This window comes from Mesorhizobium sp. WSM2561 (assembly GCF_000513915.1).
Taxonomy (GTDB): Bacteria; Pseudomonadota; Alphaproteobacteria; order Rhizobiales; family Rhizobiaceae; genus Mesorhizobium; species Mesorhizobium muleiense.
In genome coordinates this window covers 75,677-95,889 of record NZ_KI911325.1, presented here as the reverse complement: position 1 = coordinate 95,889, position 20,213 = coordinate 75,677, and the positions used below count along the sequence as shown (strand labels likewise).

20 protein-coding genes are annotated in these 20,213 nt (G+C 61.1%); 9 read left to right on the top strand and 11 right to left on the bottom strand.

Annotated elements, in window-relative coordinates; genetic code table 11:
* Nucleotides 1–27: 27 nt before the first annotated feature.
* Nucleotides 28–738 carry a response regulator transcription factor gene (locus M727_RS0134855; RefSeq protein WP_036264572.1) on the top strand — a complete coding sequence of 237 codons (711 nt, stop codon included), beginning with the start codon at nt 28–30 and terminating at the stop codon, nt 736–738.
* An 84-nt stretch (nt 739–822) separates the two neighbouring features.
* Here M727_RS0134855 and M727_RS41260 read toward each other — a convergent pair whose 3' ends face one another.
* On the bottom strand, nt 823–999 hold the full coding sequence (locus tag M727_RS41260) for a DUF1127 domain-containing protein (RefSeq protein WP_084647040.1): 177 nt from the start codon (nt 997–999) through the stop codon (nt 823–825).
* 316 nt (nt 1,000–1,315) lie between these two features.
* Between M727_RS41260 and M727_RS0134845 the strand changes: the two genes are divergently transcribed.
* Entirely contained in the window at nt 1,316–1,765 is a 450-nt protein-coding gene (locus M727_RS0134845) for a dihydrofolate reductase (protein WP_027156363.1), read from the top strand.
* A 65-nt stretch (nt 1,766–1,830) separates the two neighbouring features.
* Here the strand turns inward: M727_RS0134845 and M727_RS0134840 are convergent, their stop codons facing one another.
* Nucleotides 1,831–3,306, bottom strand: coding sequence for a DUF6600 domain-containing protein (locus tag M727_RS0134840; RefSeq protein WP_027156362.1), 1,476 nt, complete (start codon nt 3,304–3,306; stop codon nt 1,831–1,833).
* A 411-nt stretch (nt 3,307–3,717) separates the two neighbouring features.
* On the opposite strand from M727_RS0134840, the gene rnk reads away from it, so the two are divergent.
* The 4 genes from rnk (at nt 3,718) to M727_RS0134815 (ending at nt 6,121) form a co-directional block, all read left to right on the top strand.
* Nucleotides 3,718–4,179, top strand: a complete 462-nt coding sequence (gene rnk, locus M727_RS0134835) for a nucleoside diphosphate kinase regulator (RefSeq protein ID WP_027156361.1) — start codon at nt 3,718–3,720, stop codon at nt 4,177–4,179.
* Nucleotides 4,180–4,654: 475 nt separating this feature from the next.
* Nucleotides 4,655–5,134 (top strand): VOC family protein, encoded by a 480-nt coding sequence (locus M727_RS0134825; RefSeq protein ID WP_027156360.1) that lies wholly within the window; start codon nt 4,655–4,657, stop codon nt 5,132–5,134.
* A gap of 50 nt (nt 5,135–5,184) precedes the next feature.
* A complete protein-coding gene (locus M727_RS0134820; protein WP_027156359.1) occupies nt 5,185–5,628 on the top strand; it encodes an SRPBCC family protein in 444 nt (147 codons plus the stop codon).
* A 46-nt stretch (nt 5,629–5,674) separates the two neighbouring features.
* Nucleotides 5,675–6,121: an SRPBCC family protein gene (locus M727_RS0134815; protein WP_027156358.1), complete on the top strand. Its 447-nt coding sequence runs from the start codon at nt 5,675–5,677 to the stop codon at nt 6,119–6,121.
* 142 nt (nt 6,122–6,263) lie between these two features.
* Here the strand turns inward: M727_RS0134815 and M727_RS0134810 are convergent, their stop codons facing one another.
* The 7 genes from M727_RS0134810 to M727_RS0134780 all read right to left on the bottom strand — a co-directional run bounded on the left by M727_RS0134810 (nt 6,264) and on the right by M727_RS0134780 (nt 13,766).
* Nucleotides 6,264–7,883: an ABC transporter ATP-binding protein gene (locus tag M727_RS0134810; protein WP_027156357.1), complete on the bottom strand. Its 1,620-nt coding sequence runs from the start codon at nt 7,881–7,883 to the stop codon at nt 6,264–6,266.
* 1 nt (nt 7,884) lies between these two features.
* Nucleotides 7,885–9,006, bottom strand: a complete 1,122-nt coding sequence (locus tag M727_RS0134805) for an ABC transporter permease subunit (RefSeq protein WP_027156356.1) — start codon at nt 9,004–9,006, stop codon at nt 7,885–7,887.
* The gene (locus M727_RS0134800) at nt 8,999–9,922 is read right to left on the bottom strand and encodes an ABC transporter permease subunit (protein WP_023799733.1); all 924 of its coding nucleotides are present in this window, start codon (nt 9,920–9,922) and stop codon (nt 8,999–9,001) included. The genes M727_RS0134805 and M727_RS0134800 overlap by 8 nt, the downstream gene beginning before the upstream one ends.
* A gap of 162 nt (nt 9,923–10,084) precedes the next feature.
* Nucleotides 10,085–11,677 (bottom strand): peptide ABC transporter substrate-binding protein, encoded by a 1,593-nt coding sequence (locus tag M727_RS0134795; protein WP_023799734.1) that lies wholly within the window; start codon nt 11,675–11,677, stop codon nt 10,085–10,087.
* Between the two features lie 296 nt (nt 11,678–11,973).
* The gene (locus M727_RS0134790; RefSeq protein WP_027156355.1) at nt 11,974–12,456 is read right to left on the bottom strand and encodes an RES family NAD+ phosphorylase; all 483 of its coding nucleotides are present in this window, start codon (nt 12,454–12,456) and stop codon (nt 11,974–11,976) included.
* Entirely contained in the window at nt 12,453–12,884 is a 432-nt protein-coding gene (locus M727_RS0134785) for a DUF2384 domain-containing protein (RefSeq protein ID WP_027156354.1), read from the bottom strand. Before M727_RS0134785 ends, M727_RS0134790 begins: the two co-directional genes overlap by 4 nt.
* Before the next feature lie 186 nt (nt 12,885–13,070).
* Nucleotides 13,071–13,766 (bottom strand): GGDEF domain-containing protein, encoded by a 696-nt coding sequence (locus M727_RS0134780; RefSeq protein WP_245269213.1) that lies wholly within the window; start codon nt 13,764–13,766, stop codon nt 13,071–13,073.
* Between the two features lie 541 nt (nt 13,767–14,307).
* On the opposite strand from M727_RS0134780, the gene M727_RS0134775 reads away from it, so the two are divergent.
* From M727_RS0134775 to M727_RS43685, 3 genes are read left to right on the top strand one after another with little or no spacing between them, the layout of a single operon-like run.
* On the top strand, nt 14,308–14,787 hold the full coding sequence (locus M727_RS0134775; protein ID WP_084647039.1) for a TadE/TadG family type IV pilus assembly protein: 480 nt from the start codon (nt 14,308–14,310) through the stop codon (nt 14,785–14,787).
* On the top strand, nt 14,788–16,044 hold the full coding sequence (locus tag M727_RS38945; protein WP_245269206.1) for a pilus assembly protein TadG-related protein: 1,257 nt from the start codon (nt 14,788–14,790) through the stop codon (nt 16,042–16,044).
* Entirely contained in the window at nt 16,041–16,571 is a 531-nt protein-coding gene (locus M727_RS43685) for a hypothetical protein (protein WP_245269195.1), read from the top strand. The genes M727_RS38945 and M727_RS43685 overlap by 4 nt, the downstream gene beginning before the upstream one ends.
* A gap of 10 nt (nt 16,572–16,581) precedes the next feature.
* On the opposite strand, the gene M727_RS0134765 is transcribed toward M727_RS43685, so the two are convergent.
* Nucleotides 16,582–18,207 carry an alpha-glucosidase family protein gene (locus M727_RS0134765; protein ID WP_027156351.1) on the bottom strand — a complete coding sequence of 542 codons (1,626 nt, stop codon included), beginning with the start codon at nt 18,205–18,207 and terminating at the stop codon, nt 16,582–16,584.
* The gene (gene glgX / locus M727_RS38940; protein WP_036264569.1) at nt 18,197–20,209 is read right to left on the bottom strand and encodes a glycogen debranching protein GlgX; all 2,013 of its coding nucleotides are present in this window, start codon (nt 20,207–20,209) and stop codon (nt 18,197–18,199) included. The genes M727_RS0134765 and glgX overlap by 11 nt, the downstream gene beginning before the upstream one ends.
* Nucleotides 20,210–20,213 lie beyond the last annotated feature (4 nt).

The following is a 20,213-nucleotide window of genomic DNA, read 5'->3' as shown; positions in this document are numbered from 1 at the left end:
ATTAGGCTGGTTGCTCGGTGGTCGATTTTGACGACGCACGCACATGTAGTGGTCTGCGATGACGAACCGGATATCCGCTACACGGTAGCGGAATATCTGGAGCACCATGGCTATGCCGTGACGCCCGCCAACGCTGGGCCTGCCCTGCGTGAACTTATTGAGAGCCAGCACGTCGATGTGGTCATATTGGATATCCGAATGCCAGGTGAGGATGGCCTCTCCCTGGCGCGATATCTACGAGAGCACTCAGACGTTGCCATTATCATGCTGACCGGATCGGCGGAAATCGTCGACCGCGTTGTCGGATTGGAGATTGGCGCCGACGACTATGTCTCCAAGCCCGTCGACCTGCGGGAGCTGCTGGCGCGGGTCAAGGCCGTGCTGCGCAGGACATCGGCGAGCGAACGCGCTGCGGGGAAAGCGAGTACTCCGGGCCCTCACCAGGTCCAGTTCGGCAAGTGCCGCTTCGACCCGGACGCACACAAATTATACAACGCCGAGGGGGTCGAAATAGCGATCACCCCAATGGAGTTCCGGCTTCTGAAAGTGTTCAGCGAACATCGCGGACGCGTACTCAACCGCGATCAACTGCTCGATCTCGCCCATGACCGCGGGTGGGATCCCTTCGATCGCAGCATCGACATTCGCGTTTCGCGGCTGCGGAAGAAAATCGAGGTCGATCCCTCGAAGCCCGAGGTGATCAGGACGATCCGCGGCATGGGTTACCTCTACTCCTGAGCGCGCTGCCGCCTTGGCCTGGCAATGCGGATCGCCCGTCTCATGGGCATTGGCGGCGGATGCCGCCAGAAGGTGGCCATGATTTCAGCCCGCCTTGTCTTCTTGGCCGCGCTGCAAGCCGCGGACCACCAAGCTAATCTCGGACCGGCTGATCCCGATGTCCCTCAGGAAGGCATCGTCCATTGCCGCCAGAGTCCGTTCCGCCATGCGGTGAACCCGATAGTCCCGGAAAGAGCGGTAAGCTGCTCGCATTATCGACATTGCAACACTCCATTGATTGGCGCCGCGGGTGCAGCGATGCCATTGGATTTAAACCATCGCTGTTTCAGGGGTTTTTCCGCGCCGAACTCGAAGTGTTTCGTTTGTTTCAGTGCCGGGATGGACTTGTGAGAAGGAGTTCCATAGTCCGGCCGACGACACTCAAAACCACCTCCTCAACGAGGCGGTGGACCAGCCAGCCGCAGCGGAGTAAGGCAGCGAGGTCGAGGCTGTTTGGATCACCATACCAAAAGCGCGTGGCGCAGCATGACGTGCAAGCGTTGCGAATGCGATCAGACCGGCTATCGGTGGAGTATTCATGAAAAAGACTGTCGTTAGAGTCGTCTGTGCCATCGGCCAAGCGGGGCAGCTCGGCCTCAAAGGGGGCCTTCCCTGGGAAGGCAACCGGTCGCCGGAGTTCGTCGCCGACGTTGCACGATTTTTCGACCTGACCAGAGGACATGTCTTGCTCGCCGGTCCCAAGACGATCGCGAGCATTCCGGATTTTGCTCGCGCGGATCGGGAACTTGTCGTCGTTCGCTCCAGCATGGATCCCGAGGACACACTCCAGCGCTTCGTCGGCCGCGTCGTCTTCATCGGCGGGGGTCCACCAGTGTGGGACGCCTACGCGCGCTTCGTCAGCCATTGGGATATCACGCGGCTGCCCTATGACGGACCGGCGGACCGCTGGTTCGATGCAAGATGGCTTACGGCGGGTGGCGGGGCTGCCAAAAATCACCGCGACCCCAGCAGTCACCGCGACCAATGAAGGCTCGGCTCACAGTGGGCACCGCGGTGGAACGATCGCAGTGCCCGTAGTCTGTACCCGCACACCTAGCAGTTCGCCCCAGTCTGCGGATCGCACGCCTTGTTTTCTTGCTTCTGTGGTTCGGGCTCGGCCGCCTGTTCGGGCTCGGCCTGCTGCTGCTCGGCGGCGGGCTGCTCCTTCGCCTTCGGCTTCTCAGGCTTGGCCGCCTGTTCGGGCTCGGCCTGCTCCTGCTCGGCGGCGGGCTGCTCCTTCGCCTTCGGCTTCTCAGGCTTGGCCGTCTTTTCCGGCTCCGCCTGCTGCTGCTCGGCGGCGGGCTGCTCCTCGGCCTTTTGCTTCTCAGGCTTGGCCGCCTTTTCCGGCTCCGCCTGCTGCTGCTCGGCGGCAGGCTGCTCCTCGGCCTTTTGCTTCTCAGGCTTGGCCGCCTTTTCCGGCTCGGCCTGCTGCTGCTCGGCGGCCGGTTGCTCCTCGGCCTTCTGCTTCTCAGGCTTGCCCGTCTCTTCCGGCTCCGCCTGGTCCTGCTCGGCGGCGGGTTGCTCCTCGGTCGTCGGCTTCTCAGGCTTGCCCGCCTGTTCGGGTTCGGCCTGCTCCTGCTCGGCGGCGGGTTGCTCGTCGGTCGTCGGCTTCTCAGGCTCGGCGGTCTCTTCCGGCTTGACCTCTTCATCGGTCGCCGGCGCCTGTTCGGTCGTTGCTGCGCCTTCGGTGGGCTTCGATTTCCGGCCTGCCTGAACCTGCTTCACCTCCTCGATGTCTTTGAGCTCGGCTGGTTTGGCGTCGGGATCGGCTTTCACTTCACCTTCAAAGACCGTGACCGTATTGTTTTCCACTTTGCCGGCCTGCTCGGGCGTCTCGGTCTCGCTGACCTCGACGACAGTTACCTGCTGGTTTGTCTCCTTCTCGATCACATCAACATCAACGACTTTGTTGATCACCACGTTGTTCTGGATCGTCACGTCGCCGGCCGGCTCGGCCGCCTCGACAATGCGCACAAACTCCGGCTCATCACGGATAACGACGACAGAAATGTCGTCAGCAAGGAATTCGCGGGTGGGGACCACGACCCAGTAAAAATCCGGCGTGGTGTCGATGGTCACCTCGATCGAAATCAAATCGGGATCGCGGCGCGGCGGCAGCGGAGCCCAGATGACGTGCTCCCTTTCGCGCCGCCAACTCACCCATGCTGGCGCCCAACGAGTGCCGGGAACCCAGTACCAGCCGATGTCGTCGGCATAGCCCCAGCGGCCGTAATGGTAGGTCGCCCACCCGAACGGCTCGTCGGACACCCAGAGCCAGCCATACTGCTCGGTATAGACCCAATGCCCAATGGTATACGGACGCCAATCGTCAGGTACATCAACCGGGACGAAAACGGTCGCTCCCCGGTACGAAACCCAATCACCATGGGAAGACAGTTCATCGTAAAATGTGCTGATCGAAACGGAAACGTCGGTGGCAGCCCTCGCCTCGGACACAAGCGACAATGGCGCCACGGGGCTGGGAATCTCGACGACCGTGAGCAAGCCGGCGGTTACGCCGCCCAGCATCAGCCGTACAACGTTTTGGGGAGGACGCGTTTCATCGCAGTTTCCTCCGAAACAGATCGCCCTTCATCGTGGAAACTCACCGGCTGTCGAATTGTTCCGGCTTGGCATCACCGCGCCTTGCTACAGGGTCGTCTTGACTTCCCCGATCTCGGCACCAACTACGGTTATATGAACGCCACAAAAAAGATCCGTCGCGATTTTCTTTTCCGGGTTTGCCCCATCGCGGGATCGTAACCCCCGGCTCGGCTGCCATGTGCCCCGGGCCGCGGGGCAAGCACATAAAATCGACATCGAACGTACGCAGGCCAGCACCGGCTCTGGGGCATCGGTTTTGAGCAAGATCTGCCTCGAATTGGCCAGTTAAACCATGCTTGAGGCAGCCCGCTCAACTGAGAATACGAGTATTCGAAAATGCAAGATAACATCAAGGCGCGGCGCAAGCCGACCATCCGCATCTCGAAATCGGACCATGCGCGTTTATCGGCGCTTGCGAGCACCGTGGCCGCACGAAATCCGCAGGCTTCCGATGACCTGCTCGCCGAACTCGAGCGAGCGCGCATCGTTTCCGATGGTTTGATCTCCGCGGGCGCCGTCCAGATGGGTTCGACGGTGACGTTCAAGCCCGATACCGGTGATGCGAAAACGGTGACGCTGGTTTTTCCTGGCGATGCGGACATCTCCGAAGGCAAGGTTTCAATCCTTACGCCGATCGGCACGGCCCTGATCGGCCTCTCGGCCGGACAGTCGATCATGTGGACTGCGCGAGATGGGCGCCGGCATGAATTGTCGGTGCTTGCCGTGAACCGGCCTGCTCGGGAAGGCGATGCAGCCGATCAGCGTGCACCAGCACCTTCGACGACGGCGGGCGACTAAAGCGCGTCGCGTGACCGGCCTCATGCGGCGCGCTTTAGGTTGTTGTTTGTTTCCGCGAAAACTGCGGGCATCAACGAGGACCTCAAGCGCCTTCTCCACGAACGCCTCATGTTTATGGACAACCGGTGCTGAAGCAAACGGCCCGGCCCCTACGCCGACCCGCTCTTACCAGCCGGCGGTTGGATGGATCGACTCGGGTTAGGTGGGCCTTGCCGCGTGGCAAAAAAATAACAGGTTGGCTGTCGGGAGGCGCACCACTTGTTCGTCCTTTGGACACGAAGCAACGAAACCAGGTGAAAGACCCGTGAGCGAGTTTAGATCATCGAACACATATGCGGTCGATGTAATCCAGGCCGACCTTATGATGGCGTTCATCGGTCCCGTTCAGGCCGGCGAGCCGCCCAAGGGCTGGTTCGACTGAGGTCTGACAGTCGCGGCACGAACAAATACCACCCAAGAACCGAGGAGATTAAAAATGACGAAACTCGTGACCTGCCTGTGGTTCGACCACGGCGAAGCGCGCAAGGCGGCAGAGTTCTATGCCGCCAACTTTCCCGACAGCCATGTGGATCGGCTGAATGCGGCCGCGTCGGACTATCCCGGCGGCAAGGAAGGCAATGAACTGACGGTCGAGTTCACAGTGCTCGGCCAGTCTTTTCTAGGCCTGAACGGCGGCCCGAATTTCAAGGCGAACGAATCCGTCAGCCTGATGGTGCTGACCGAAGATCAGGAAGAGACCGACCGCTACTGGAAGGCGATCACAGGAAACGGCGGCAGCGAGAGCGCCTGCGGATGGTGCAAGGACCGGTGGGGCTTCTCCTGGCAGATCACGCCGAAGCGGCTGATGGAACTGACGACCAGTCCCGACCGCGCCAAGGCCAAGCGCGCGATGGAGGCGATGATGACGATGAAGAAAATCGATATCGCAGCACTGGAAGCCGCAGCAGCAGGCTAACTCGATCCAAGGCAACGACGCCTTGGTGAGCTCAATGAATGGAGATGATCATGCCCAACACCGTTAAACTGCACCGGGTTTTCGCCACGAAGCCCGAAAAGGTCTACCGCGCATTTCTGGAACCTGACGCGGTCGCGAGTTGGCTCCCGCCCTTCGGTTTTACCTGTACGGTCCATGAGCTTGAGGCGAAGGAAGGCGGCAAGCACAGAATGTCGTTTCGAAACTTCACGACCGGGCAAAGCCATTCCTTCGGCGGCACCTATCTGAAACTCGTCCCCGGCGAGACGCTCCTCTACAGCGACGTGTTCGATGATCCGAACCTTCCGGGCGAGATGAAAGTGACCGTCACGCTGACGGCCGTTTCAGTCGGAACGGAGATGATGGTGGTTCAGGAGAACGTGCCCGATCTGATCCCCGTCGAGGCATGCTATCTCGGTTGGCAAGAGTCGCTGCGCAAGCTTGCTCACCTCGTCGAGCCCGAAATCACGCAATAAACCTTCCGTGTGATCTCATCCGACTGCGACGACAAGGGAACCAAAAATGACCAACCAGCAGATCACCATTGCCACCACGATCGCCGCGCCGATCGAACGCGTCTGGGAGGCCTACACGACGCCCGGCGATATCACGCGGTGGAACTTCGCTTCCGACGACTGGTGCTGCCCAAGCGCGGAAGCCGACCTAAAGGTGGGCGGCGGCTACAAGGCGCGCATGGAAGCCAAGGACGGCAGTTTCGGCTTCGATTTCGAGGCGGTGTACGAAGAGGTCGAGCCGTACAAGGCGATCGCACTCGCCATGAGCGACGGGCGCAAGGCGCGTACGACCTTCGAAGCCGCAGGGAACGGTACGAAGGTGACGACCATATTCGATGCCGAGACGCAGAACTCCATCGACATGCAGCGTGACGGCTGGCAGGCGATCCTGAACAACTTCGGGCGTTATGTTGAATCCAGCGCAGGACATGAGCAACTTCAACGAGGTCGTTGAACTCCGCCGGAAGACAATCGTCGAGATCAAAGCGCTAAACGCCCGAGGCGATGATCGAGATCGAAGCCATAGCAGCCGTGGCTGCAGACGACGGTCTATTCGCCTCGGGACCTTTCAACGACCATCCGCTGCTGACCGGTCGCTATGCACTCAAGCGAAACCGTGTGACGTCGATGGCCGCGGCCATCAGCGTCTGCGTGTAGGGGGCCTGCGGATTGCTGAAGATCGCCTCGGTCGGCCCTTCCTCGACGATCTTGCCCTGCTTCATGACGATGATGTAGTCGGCCATGGCACGCACGACGGCGAGATCGTGGCTGATGAACAGGTACGACAGTTCATGGTCGGCCTGCAGCTTGCGCAGCAATTCGACGATCTGCTTCTGGACGGAGCGATCGAGCGCCGACGTCGGCTCGTCGAGGACGACCACCTTGGGCTTGAGGATCATCGCCCGCGCGATGGCGATGCGCTGGCGCTGGCCGCCGGAGAATTCGTGCGGGTAGCGATTGCGCGCATTCGGGTCGAGCCCGACCTCACGCAAGGCCTCGACGGCGCGCAGGTCGCGTTGCCTGCCCGACAGGGTCGGCTCATGCACCAGAAGCCCTTCGGTGATGACCTGGCCAACGGTCATGCGCGGCGACAGTGAACCGAACGGATCCTGGAAGACCAGCTGCAATTCGCGCCGCAGCGGCCGCATGGCCTGGCGGTCGGCGGCAGAAATATCGCGATCGCCAAAGCGGATGAGCCCATCGCTTGGCAGGAGCCGCAGCAGGGCTCGGCCGAGCGTCGATTTTCCTGAACCGGATTCGCCGACGATGCCGATGGTCTGGTTGCGTTTGAGCCGGATCGAAATGTGGTCGACCGCGCGCAGGATCAGCGGCTCTCCGGCGAGAAACCCGCCGCCGATCTTGAAGGTCACTTCGACATTCCTGCCTTCGAGCAGGACGGGCGCATTTGGCGGTGGCGGCGCCTTGGTTCCGGTCGGCTCGGCGGCCAACAGCATCTTGGTATAGGCATGCTGCGGATTGACGAAGATCGCTTCCGCCTCGCCCTCCTCGACGACTTCGCCGTAGCGCATGACATAGACCCGGTCGGCAAAGCGCCGAACAATGCCGAGATCGTGGGTGATGAAGACGATCGCCATGCCAAGCTTGCGCTGCAGCTCGGCGAGCAGCATGAGAATCTGCGCCTGGATGGTCACGTCGAGCGCGGTCGTCGGTTCGTCTGCAATCAGTATGTCGGGGTCGTTGGCCAGCGCCATGGCGATCATGACCCGCTGTCGCTGGCCACCCGACAATTCGTGCGGATAGGATTTCATCCGCCGCTCGGGATCGGGAATATGGACTAGCCGCAAGAGCTTGAGCGCCTCTTCGCGTGCTTGCGCCGCGCCAAGGCCACGATGCCGGCGGATCGGTTCGATCAGCTGGTTGCCGATCGAATAGAGCGGATCGAGCGAGGTCATCGGCTCCTGGAAGATCATGCTGATCTTGCGGCCACGGACTTGGTTGAGCTCGGACTTGCTCAGGGTCAAAAGGTTGCGGCCGCGATAGTCGACGACGCCGGTCGCCTCGCCGTTCGAGGCCAGCAGGCTCATCGCCGCCATCATCGTCTGGCTTTTGCCGGAACCGGATTCGCCGACCACGGCAACGGTTTCGCCTGCATTGACGTGGATGTTGATGCCCTTGACCGCCTCGACCACGCCGTCAAGCGTGCGGAAGCGGACGCGAAGGTCCTTGACGCTGAGGATCGTTTCGGAGGTGTCCATCTCAACGATCCCTCGGGTCGAGCGCGTCGCGCAGGCCGTCGCCGACGAAATTCAGCGCGAACAGCGTCGAGACAAGGAAAAATGCTGGGAACAAAAGCAGCCAGTTGGCGGTGCCGATGTTCTTGGCGCCGGTCGAGATCAGCACGCCCCAGCTGGTCATCGGTTCCTGCACGCCGAGCCCGAGAAACGACAGGAAACTCTCCAGGATGATGACTTGCGGCACCAGCAGCGTCATATAGATGACCACTGGGCCAAGCAGGTTGGGAATGACGTGGCGGATCAGAATGCCGCGCTGGCCTATGCCCATCGCCTCCGCCGCCTGGACATATTCCTGCCGCCGGATCGACAGCGCCTGGCCGCGCACGATGCGCGCCATGTCGAGCCACAGCACGGCGCCGACCGCCAGGAACATCAGCACGAAGTTCCGACCAAAGAACACCACCAGCATAATGACGAAGAAAATGAACGGCAGCGAATAGAGCACATCGACAATGCGCATCATCACCTCGTCTATCCTGCCGCCGGCAAGGCCGGCCGCAGCGCCGTAGAGCACGCCGATGACGCCCGCAACGACCCCGGCGAGCAGGCCGATGGCCAGCGAGATGCGCCCGGCCATGAGCGTCCGCGACAGGAGATCGCGGCCGGTATTGTCGGTGCCGAACAGGAAATACTGCTGCCTGATTGAAGCGCTCATCACCGCTTCAAGGCCGTCAGCCGATTTGCTCTCTATCTTGGTGTTGTCGAAGGCATCGGAACGATCGAGGTAGCGGACATTGCGGTCGTCGATCGGCTTGCGCGATGTGACGGTGACGAAGATGCGATTGTCTTCCTGCCGCCACTGCTTGATGTCGACACGCATGCGCTTGATCGCCTCGTTGAGCGCGGTTTCTATCTTGTCGGGCTTCGGATAGGCCGACAAGCTCGGCGGCATGCGCACATAGTCGGCGTAGATGGTGGTGTATCGATGCGGCACCAAAGAGGGTCCGAACACGCTGAGGATCGCGATGAAGGCAAGATAATACAGGCTGAACATGGCGGCGCGGTTGGCCTTGAGGCGCGCCCAGGCATCGCCCCACAGGGAACGGCCGACGATGGCCGGAGCGGTGGCTGCGATGTCAGTCATAGCGCACCCTCGGATCGACGAAGGCATACATGACGTCGACGATCAGGTTGAAGACGATGGTGAACAGCGCGATGACCACCACGGTGCCCATGACCAGCGTGTAGTCACGGTTGAGCGCGGCCTCGACGAAATAGCGGCCGATGCCGGGAATGGAAAAGATCGTCTCGACGATGATCGAGCCGGTGAGCAGTGCCGCCGCCGCCGGGCCGGTGAAGGAGACAATCGGCAATATGGCACCGCGCAGCGCATGCTTGACGACCACCGACCAGTCCGACAGGCCGAGCGCACGTGCGGTGCGAATGTGGTGCGAGCGCAACGATTCGATCATCGAGCCGCGCATCAGGCGGGCGACGATGGCGATCTGCGGCAAGGCGAGGGTCAGCACAGGGCCGATCTTGTTGAGCAAGGCGCCATCGCCCCAGCCGCCTATCGGCAGCAGTTTCCAGGTCAGACCGAACAGAAGCTGGATAACCGGCGCGATGACGAAGGTCGGAATGGTGCTGCCGGCGGTCGCCAGAGCGATCACCGAATAGTCGGCAAGCTTGTTCTGGTTGAGCGCGGCAATGGTGCCGAGGAGGCCGCCGAGCAGCAACGCCAGAATCAGGGCCGAGGCGCCGATCTGGATCGAAACGGGCAGGCCCCTGGCAAACAATTCGCCGACAGTGAAATCCGGCATGTTGTAGCTCGGACCGAAATTGCCGCGCAGCAGATTGCCGAGATAGTGGACATATTGCAGCCAGAGCGGGTCGTTGAGACCGAACTGCGCTTCGAGATTGGCCTTGATCTCGGGGCTCAGGCCCCGCTCCTGATTGAACGGGCCGCCAGGCGCGACGCGTATCAGGAAGAACGCCATGGTCACGATGACCAACAGCGTCGGAATGGCGGTCAGAAGCCGCCGGAATACATAACGCAGCATCGGTTCCCCGCTTTGCTAGCAAACCGGGACCGCCGCCCCTAACGCATGACCCGAGCCGAAGGTCCGGAGAGGATCACGTGCAAAATCAAGGCGTTTCAGCGCCCTGTGCGCGCCCCAAAGGACGCGCGGCGCTGTAAAGGAGCGGCAGTCCGGCCAAGGAGATCAGTCCTTGGAGATGAAGCGGGACGGATGCACATCCATGACGTTGTCCTCGAAGCCATGAAGCTTCGGAGAAACGATATCCTTGTAGCTATAGTAGAGAAGCGGGATGTTGCCGACGTCATCGACGAGGATGCGCTCGGCCTCGGCGAGTTCTTTCATGCGCTCTTCGGGCTTGCCGCCGGCGGCGGCCGCCTCGTCCATGGCCTTCTCGAATTCCGGGCTGTTGTAGCCCGAATAGTTGTTGCCGCTTGCCTTGCGGGAGATGCCGAGGAAGGTTTCCGGATCCTTGTAGTCCGCAATCCAGCCGGCACGCGCCACGTCGTAGTCGCCCTTCTGCTCGAGGAAGGAGTAGTGGGTCTTGGTGTCGGTGTTGAGCAGCGTGATTTCGACGCCGAGCGGCTTCAACTGCTCCTGGATGGCGACTGCAGTGTTCTTGTGGTTTTCCGACGTGTTGTAGCGGATTTCCATCTTCAGCGGTTTCTCGGGCGTATAGCCAAGCTTCTCGAGTACCTTCTTGGCCTCATCCTCGCGGTCGATCTGCGACATGTCCGCGTATTTGGCCATTGCCGGCGTATAGCCCTCAATGCCCGGAGGCACCATCGAATAGCCGGGCAGCATTGAGTTCTGCCAGACCTTTTCGGCAAGGAAATCGCGGTCGACTGCCATGGAGATGGCATTGCGCAGTTCGACGTTGTCCCACGGAGCCTTGTCGGTCTTGATCGAAAAATAGTAGGTGCCGAGGTAAGGTCCAACGCGAATCTGATCGCCAAACTTGGCCTTGAGATCGGCGAGCTGCTCGGTCGGGAGGTCGTCGTAGCTGTCGAGTTCGCCGGCCTCGAAGCGCTTTATCGCCGACGAACGATCTTCGGTCGGGATGTAGTTGACGACGTCGAGCTTGACGCTCGCAGCATCCCAGAATTTCGGATTCTTGACCAGTTTGATGTGGTCGTTGGGAACCCACTCCGCCAAGGTAAAGGGGCCGTTGGAGACCAGATTGCCCGGCTTGATCCAATCGGCGCCGAGCTTGTCAATGGACGCCTTGCTGACCGGATAAGTCGCCTGGTGGGTCAGCATTTCAAGGAAATAGGGCGTGGGCGCCTTCAGCGTCACTTCCAGAGTATTTGCGTCGATTGCCTTGACGCCCATCTCCTCCGGCTTCGCCTTCTTGGTGTTCACCTCCTCGGCGTTCTTCACGGGATAGAGCATCGAAGCATATTCGGCGCCGGTGGCCGGATCTTCCAGCCGATGAAACGCGTAGACGAAGTCATCTGCCGTGACCGGGCTACCATCCGACCAGACACCGTCCTTGCGCAGCTTGAAGGTGTAGACGGTGCCGTCGTCCGATACAGTCCAGCTTTCGGCGGCGCCCGGAATGACGTTCGCCTTCTGGTCTTGCATGACCAGCCCCTGGAACAGGTCACGCAATACAGCGGCTTCGTATATTGTCGAGGTCTTGTGCGGGTCGAGCGACTCCGATTCGGCGGCGGTGCCGCGGTTGTAGACGACCTCGGCGAAGGCTGGCGTGTAGAACGTGCCGGCGGCCAAAGCCATGGTTGTGGCGAACACCGTCGCCTTCAGCATGTTTTTCAGCATGAAGTTCTCCCTGTCGAGGCGGCCGTTCAGCTGCGCCTCTTGAGTGTTGACGCCCCGAAGCCGATTAGCTGGCCCCTTTGAGCGCGCCGCCGGTTCCCTTTCCGGCGGCTGGTGGGCAAACAGTAACGTGGCGATTTTTTATTTCAACAGACTCGTGAGGTCACCCTAAGTAAGGCGCAGCGACAGCCACTGCGCGATCGGCAAAATAGCAGTCGAGCCCGTGGACCGAGCCTCAGCGCCGACGTGACCGGTTCCGCGTCAATCTCACCAAGGCCTCTTGAGAAAGCCCCTCCCCGTTACGCGCCAAACAGCCGCCGGTCCCAGTAGACCGGCTGGTGCAGGCTCGTGTGGATCTTTGAAAACTCCGGATGCGCCGGATTGATTAGCACATTGCAATCGAGACGCGCCACGACACTCGGCACCAGCAGGATGGGGCTGCGCCGTTCTAAACACCAGGTTTCGCCGAATCCCTGGCTCACCATCGCCGGCATTGTGTCCCAGCCGGGCAGTGACGGGTGGGAAAAGACCTCGTAACTCAGTCCGCGCGAGATTGTGATTTCGATGTAGTGCTGGTTGGGCGGCAGTCGGCCGCTGCCATGCACCAGCTTTTCCAACAGGGCCGTCGAATAGTGCTCGCTGGTGTAGATGATAGGACTTCCGGGCGTGTTCCACCGCCCTGGCGCGATTGTCGAGCCGGTCGCATCGAAGATCGGGTAGGTGCCGGCCGGATCGCCGATACGAAAGGACGAAAGAGTGCGATCGAGAGTCTGCGCCGTCACGCAGCACTGCCGTACTTCAGACCTGCGAGAATATCGACCACTATTTCGGCACCGAACTCGCTCATGATAACGACGTCGATCGGCCGCTTGTCCTCAATCATCGGGTGCGGCCGAAACAAGAAATCGCGTGCTTCCTCTTCGTTCTGCCAGACATCGACAGCAAAGCTCCAGACGCGCGCGACGCGGGCCAATCGCGTGCCCTCGTCCGACGAGAGGCGATGTACCGCCTTGCGCCGCTCGTAGGTCGCCTTGGGGATCAGCCGGTATTTGAACTGAGCATCGCCAGGCGCCAGAAGATGCGCAACGCGCTCAAGTGCGCCAATGGGAAGTCCATCCTCGATCCGGGAGATCAGCCCGAAAGGCGACCGCGCCGCCACCTCTTTAACGGGCAGCCCCAACACGTCGGCGACATTTCCGAGCGCTAGCATATCACTCTCCACTCCATGTGAGGCAATAGTTAGCCTCACATGATGCGTCATGCAAGCCACCCGTTCAATCTGCGGCCTGTCTGCGAAACGAGAGCGTAACCGCAGGCGCAGAGAACGTCGATGCGTTCATCCTCTCTCTAATCCCGATCCGGGTTTGGATAGGTAGAGCCATCGTGCCAGTCACGATCATGCGAATACCGGTCCGAACCCGGTGGTTGCGACGATGCAGTCGCGCCCCCTGTTCTTTGCCACATAGAGATTCTGATCAGCGCGCAGCAAGATGTCATCCAAAGTTTGGCCTGGTCCGTGCAGGCAAATCCCGATGCTGACGGTGATTTCTCGGTCCTCGATGCCGACTGCCCGTCTGACACCGCGCATGTTCTGTCTGATCCGCTCGGCCACTTCCAATGTCTTGTCGCGGCCAGCTTCGACCAGGAACACAGCGAACTCCTCGCCGCCGATGCGCGCCGCCAAGTCGCTTTCCCGAATCGAGCTGCGAATAACGCTGCCCATCTCCTGGAGGACGGCATCGCCGATGGCATGACCAAAGGTGTCGTTGATGGATTTGAAATGGTCGGCGTCCATGAACAGCACGGCGCCTTCCTTGAAGGCCTCGGAACCCACGATTGCCTCGGCCTCCTCAAAGAAGGTTTTCCTGTTGGCGAGGCTTGTGAGGTGGTCAATTCGTGCTGCCCGGTCGAGCTTGGCGGCCATCAAGGCGAGCTTCAACTGTTGTCTCAGGAAGAAATAGCCGAGCGGAAATCCAACCGCGACGGTGATGACCGTTGTCAAGAACAAGTCCAAGAGGAGGCGGTCGGCAAAGAAGATACCATAGAAAACGAGCGTGAGTGTATCCGCACCGATGATGGCTGCCAGAACCACGACGCAGGTCTGCCTGAAAAGCGAGAGCTTCCCGAAGCGTGTCAGGAGATAATCTGATGCCGTCATTCCGCCAACTGCCTTTGGGTAACCCTAACCCGTGAGTGGTAAACACAAGTTACAACTAGCGGCAGCAATTTTGACACAACCCGCACGTCAGATCCTACACATTGCGCGAAAACCCTTGCACCTCGTGGGAAGTTTGGACTGGGGACTGGGCAATGGCCTTCAGCGGTTCGCATGATATTTATGCAAGTCAATGGGGTCCCTTACTAACTAAATCCTAGGTTGTGGTCGATGGGATCGACGGCGCTTTCTCTGCAACGAGCAGGTTGCGCCGCTTTTGTTGAAGAAGTCGGGCGTCGAAGCGGGGCGCTGCGTCGGCTGATGAATTCCACGACTTGGCGGAAGAACCGCTTCAAGCTTTCGCCTCCGGCAGGAAATCTGTCGTCGATTCCACTTTGCCACAATGTCTTAAGCCGCCTTTAAGCAACCACGGGTTACTTCTTTTGCGGACTTCGGTATGTCTTGATGGGCGACGGACATGAACAGCGCGGAAACTGGGACAATAGCTAAAAAGCGGCGCAATACGCGTCAGCTAAAACGCAAATTACACCAGTTTCGAGAACCGTCCGGAACGTCCGCGATCGAATTCGCACTGCTTGCGCCCTTTTTCATCTTGCTCCTGCTCGGCATGGTTGCATATGGCATCTATTTTGGCGCCAGTCACTCCGTGCAGCAGATCGCAGCGGACGCCGCACGCACGGCGATTGCCGGGCTGAACGAAGTTGAGCGCCAGGCGCTGGTGACCAGTTTCGTCACCACCAATGCCGCGGGATATCCATTCGTCGATTCCGACAAGCTGACTTACCAGGCCAAGGACAGCACGGCCGACGGAAACCAGTTCGTCGTGTCCATCCAATATGATGCCCGCAACCTGCCGGTCTGGAATCTGTTCCCGGCACTGCCAATGCCTGGCACCACGATCTCACGCCAGTCGACAATCCGGGTTGGAGGCATCTGAATGTCGCAAACTTTGGCGGGCAGGATCGGCCGGGTCGCCCGCTCGATGCTTGGCGACCTGACGGCGAACTTCGCCGTCATGACGGCGCTGTGCGCACCGTTCGCGCTGGCGCTGGCCGCCTTCGCCATCGATGAAGGCTCGATCTATGTGGAGCGCCGGGAGGCTCAGTCGCTGGTCGATCTGGCGGCAATCACCGCCGCCTCCAACATCAACAACATTGACGCCGCGGTGGTGACGACGCTCGGCGACAACGGAATGCCGGGCATCGTTGTTCAGAAGGCAGGGCAGACGATCACCCCTGCCCTCGGAAAGACTGTCGTGTCGGTCACCCGCGGCCGATATTCAGCAGAGTCGTCGCTCGGCGTCGACAAGCGCTTCGAGGGCGGCAAAACGCCCTACAACGCCGTCCATGTCACGCTGAAAAAGGTTCCTGCGCGCTATTTCGCGAGTTCGCTTATCCCTACGCCGGTGATCGGCACCCAAGCCGTGGCCAGCATAGCGCCGCAGGCGATGTTCTCGGTCGGGTCCAGGCTTCTCAGCGTCAATGGCGGCATCCTCAACGCTCTTCTCAGCAAGTTCCTGGGCGGCAGCATCGCGCTCAGCGTCATGGACTACAACGCTCTGATCGCTGCCGACGTGAACCTGCTTTCGTTCATCGATGCCCTTGCCGTTGAGATGCAGCTGACGGGTGTCAGCTATTCGGAGGTGCTGGCTTCCAAAGCGACGGTGGGCGAGATAGCGACCGCCATGGCTAATGTTTCACCCGTTGGCAGCACCAGCAAGCTGGCTTTGCAGACAATCGCGTCAAGGACCACCAACACGGTCAAGATACCGCTCAATCATCTTGTCGATCTTGGATCAATGGGCCAGTTGGGCCTCGGGCAAAAGTCGCCCGGTTTTTCGGTCGACGCCAGCGCCATGGGCATGCTGACCACCGCTGCTGCACTGGCCAACGGCTCGAAGCAGGTCGAGCTCAATCTCGGAGCCGCCATTCCGGGGCTTGCCTCCACCACGCTTGCGATTGCAATCGGCGAACCTGCACAATTCTCGCCATGGCTGACAATCGGCGAGAAGGGTGCTGTGGTGCGTACGGCGCAGACGCGGATCAAGCTGGTGGCGTCCGTCGGCGGCAGCAATGCGACTCTCGGTGGCGGCATCAGCCTGCTGGCCGTCAAACTGCCGCTGCATGTCGAGGTGGCCTCTGCCGAAGCCAAGCTGACCGACATCAGCTGCCGACGGGGCACCCCGACAGTTTGAAAGTTACCATTGCCGCACGTCCGGGCCTTGCCTCGCTGCACCTTGGCGCCAGCGATGCCGATAACAGCCCCTCCGCCTTCGCCGATTTCAGCAACCCACAGTCGTTTCAAAATGCCGAAATCGCGCAGGTCAGCGTGAAGCTTCTGTTTCTCACCCTCAATCTGATCGGCGTGAATGGTTCTGCAGCCGTTGAGATCGCCAACAACGATCCGACGATCTTGACCTTCAACAGCACCGACATCGCAAGCAAGACGATAAAGAACGCCTCGACGAAGAACCTGACGCAATCTCTCACCACGTCGCTGGTCAACAATTTGTCGCTTTCGGTCAGTGCGCTGGGCCTCGGGCTTGATGTAACCGCCTTGCTCGGAACCGTGAAGCCGGCAGTGGTGGCGTTGCTGAACGGCGTGACGGCGCCGGTCGACGAATTGGTTTACAACGTGCTTGGGGCGCTGGGCGTGCGCGTCGGCGAGGCCGATGTCCGGGTCATGGGCGCGACTTGCGGGCGCTCTGTGCTTGTTCAGTGAGCTGGAGAGATCAGCCGGCTCGTCCGAGAAAGCAGCCCAACGGCGGCAGCGACAGAATCTTTTCCTGCAAGGCGGCACCAGCGCCAAGGTCGATCGTCTCTGCGACATCGATACCCTGCGGCAACGGCCAGTTGGCCGGCTCCTCGGCGAAGTTGAAAACGCACAGCAGCTTCTCGCCGCCGCCTTCGCGAATGAAGGCAAGCACTTCGTCCTCGGCATCGAGAAAACGGATCGAACCTTGTACCAGCGCCGCATGCCGCTTGCGCAACGCCAGCATCGCCCGATAGCTGGCCAGAACTGACTTTTCCTCGCCGTTCTGGATATCGACCGCGCGGGCGCGATGGCTTTCCGGGATTGGAAGCCACGGCCTGCCGATTGAAAAACCGGCATTGTCTGCGCCTTTCTCCCACACCATCGGCGTGCGGCAGCCATCCCTGCCCTTGAACCCCGGCCAGAAGCGGATGCCATAAGGATCGCGCAGATCCTCGAACGCCAATTCCGCCTCCTCCAGCCCGAGTTCCTCACCCTGATAAAGGCAGATCGATCCACGCAGGCATGACAGCAGCGCGATGGAGAACTTCGCCGTCCTTTCCGGATCGCCGCCGGGCCTTGTCCATCGTGTCACATGGCGAACGACATCATGGTTGGAAAGGGCCCAGCAGACCCAGCCGTCGGAGACAGCACTCTCGAACGCTTCGACGCATCCACGCACGTGTGCTGCCGAGAATTGCGGACCGAGCAGGTCGAAAGTGTAGCACATGTCGAGCTTGTCGCCGCCGCCGGTGTAGGCGGCGAGCGTCTGCAACGAACGGGCTTCGTCGCCGACCTCGCCGACAGCGGCGCGGCCCTCATATTCGTCGAGCAGCGCCCGAAACCGCTTGAGGAAAGCCAGGTTTTCGGGCTGCGTCTTGTCAAACAAATGCTCCTGATAGAGGTAGGTATTGGTTTCGGTGTTGGTGCCTGCGACGCTTGACGCCAGGGGCGGGTTGCTGCGCAGCCAGCGGTCATGGACATAGTAGTTGACCGTATCGAGGCGAAACCCGTCGACGCCGCGCTCCAGCCAAAACCGCACCGTTTCCAGCAGGGCGTCCTGAACCTCCGGATTGTGGAAATTGAGGTCCGGCTGCGAGGCGAGGAAATTGTGCATGTAATATTGCCTGCGGGTCGCGACCCACTCCCAGGCTGGGCCGCCGAAGACCGACAGCCAATTGTTGGGCGCGGTGCCGTCGGGCCTCGGATCGGCCCAGACATACCAATCCGCCCTGGGGTTATCGCGGCTCGTACGGCTTTCGATGAACCATTCGTGCCGGTCGGACGAATGCGACAGGACCTGGTCAATAATGACTTTCAGGCCGAGACGGTGGGCCTCGGCGACCACCGCGTCGAAATCCTCTGATGTGCCGAACATAGGATCGACGGCTGTATAGTCGGAGACGTCATAGCCCATATCGGCCATCGGCGACTTGAAGAAGGGCGACAGCCAGACGGCGTCGGCGCCAAGCGATGCGACATGCGCCAGCCTCGATGTGATACCACGCAGATCGCCACCGCCGTCCCCCCTCGTGTCCTGGAAGGAGCGCGGGTAGATCTGGTAGATGACGCAGCCGCGCCACCACTCGGCGTGGTCACTTGCCACTCGGGTTCTCCTTTATCTGAGCCTGCGCGGCTTCGTGTTCGATCATGAAGATCACCGTTCGCCCCGGCACCGGCCGTGAAATGCCGGCTGCGCCGTCGGGTGTTTCGATGGCTGGCTGCCAGCGAAATCCAACGCGCTCCGGCAGCGTGAACATACACGCCCGGCGATCGCCATTGATGACAACGGCAAATCGGCAATCATCGCTGCCGAGCATCATGACCAGGCGGTACCGCCCCGGATCCCGCCAGCCTGCCTCGTCGAGCGGCGTGCCGGTTTCAGTGAGCCAGACCGCGTCCGGGTTTTCTGATCCGGGCGGCGGCTCTCCGGTCAGGAAGCGCGTGTCGGAAAGCGCCGGCACGGAACGACGCATCGCGGCGAGCAAAACGGCGTATTGTTCCAGCGCCTGGTCGCGCCCGGCCCAGTCGAGCCAGGTGATCTCGTTGTCCTGCGCATAGGCGTTGTTGTTGCCCTTCTGGGTGCGGCCGAATTCGTCGCCGGCGGTCAGCATGATCGTGCCGCGTGAGGCAAACAGCGTGCCCAGCAGCGCACACCGGTCATCGAAACGGGCCGTAACGATCGCCCGGTCGCCGGTCTCGCCCTCGACGCCATTGTTCCAGGATAGGTTGTCGTAGTGGCCATCGCGGTTCTGCTCGCCATTGGCCTCATTGTGCTTGTGCTCGTAGGCAACGATGTTGGCCAGCGTCATGCCGTCATGCGCGGCAATGAAATTGACGCTGCGGCTCGTCTGCTGGCCTGGCTTGGCAAACACGTCGGATGAGCCGGCAACCCGGGTCGCCAGCGCGCCGACCATGCCGCTATGGCCGCGCCAGAACCGGCGGATGTCGTCGCGATATCTGTCGTTCCATTCGAGGAAGGGCGGCGGAAAATTGCCAAGCTGATAGCCGTCCGGGCCGATATCCCATGGCTCGGCGATGAGCACCCGGTCGCCAAGGAGCGGATCATCCCGAATAGCCATGAGCAGTGGCGCAGCGGCGTCAAACGCGCCATCGACCCGCCCCAGAATGGGCGCCAGATCGAAGCGGAAACCATCGACGCCGGCATGGCGGACAAAGTGGCGAAGCGTGTCGAGGACCATTTCCCTGACGACCGGATGATCACAAGCGACGGTGTTGCCGGTGCCGGTGTCGTTGGTCAAGCTGCCGTCCGGCCGATGCCGGTAGTAGGCGCGGCTGTCGAGACCGCGCAGCGACAGCGTCGGCCCAAGCCTGTCGCTTTCGCCGGTGTGGTTGAAGACAAGATCGAGGATGACGCCGATACCGGCCTCACGCAGCGTGGCAACCGTCTGCCGCAATTCCGCGAGACCGCCCGGCGCGAGGCGCGGGTCGAGCCCCATGAATGTCACGGGATTGTAGCCCCAGGCATTGCGCAGCCCGAGCGGCGGCAAATGCCGCTCGTCGATCGATGCCGTCACCGGCATCAGTTCGACCGCCCCGACCCCGAGTTTTATCAGGTGCTCGACGATGGTCGGATGGGCAAGCGCTGCAATCGTCCCGCGCTCGTGCTTCGGGATGGCCGGATGAAGCATGGTGAAGGCGCGCACCGGCACTTCATAGATCAGGCCACCGGGCTGGAACAGCGGCGGCAAGGCATGCACCGGCTGCGGCAGGGTGGCGGCAACCGCCTTCGGCAGCAGCGGCGCAGTGTCCGTGCCCTCGCCCCGGCGCGCGGCGAGCCTGATGTCATAGACATAGGGTCTGTCGATTTCGACGGCATAGGGGTCTACCAGCAGCTTGTCGGGATCGAACCAAAGCCCATTCTCGGGCGCATACTGGCCATCGGCGCGAAGCCCGTATCGGGTGCCGGCGGCGAGGCCGGCAACGAAAAGCGCGTGAACGCCCTCGCCTTCCGGCTGGAGTTCGAGCCGGTCGATCTCCCTCTCTCCCTGCTCATCGAAGATCGAGACCCAGAGCCGGCTGGCCGCGGACGACCATGCGGCAATGCGGATGCCGCCGCGGGTGACGGTGGCACCGAGTGAGTTCATACGG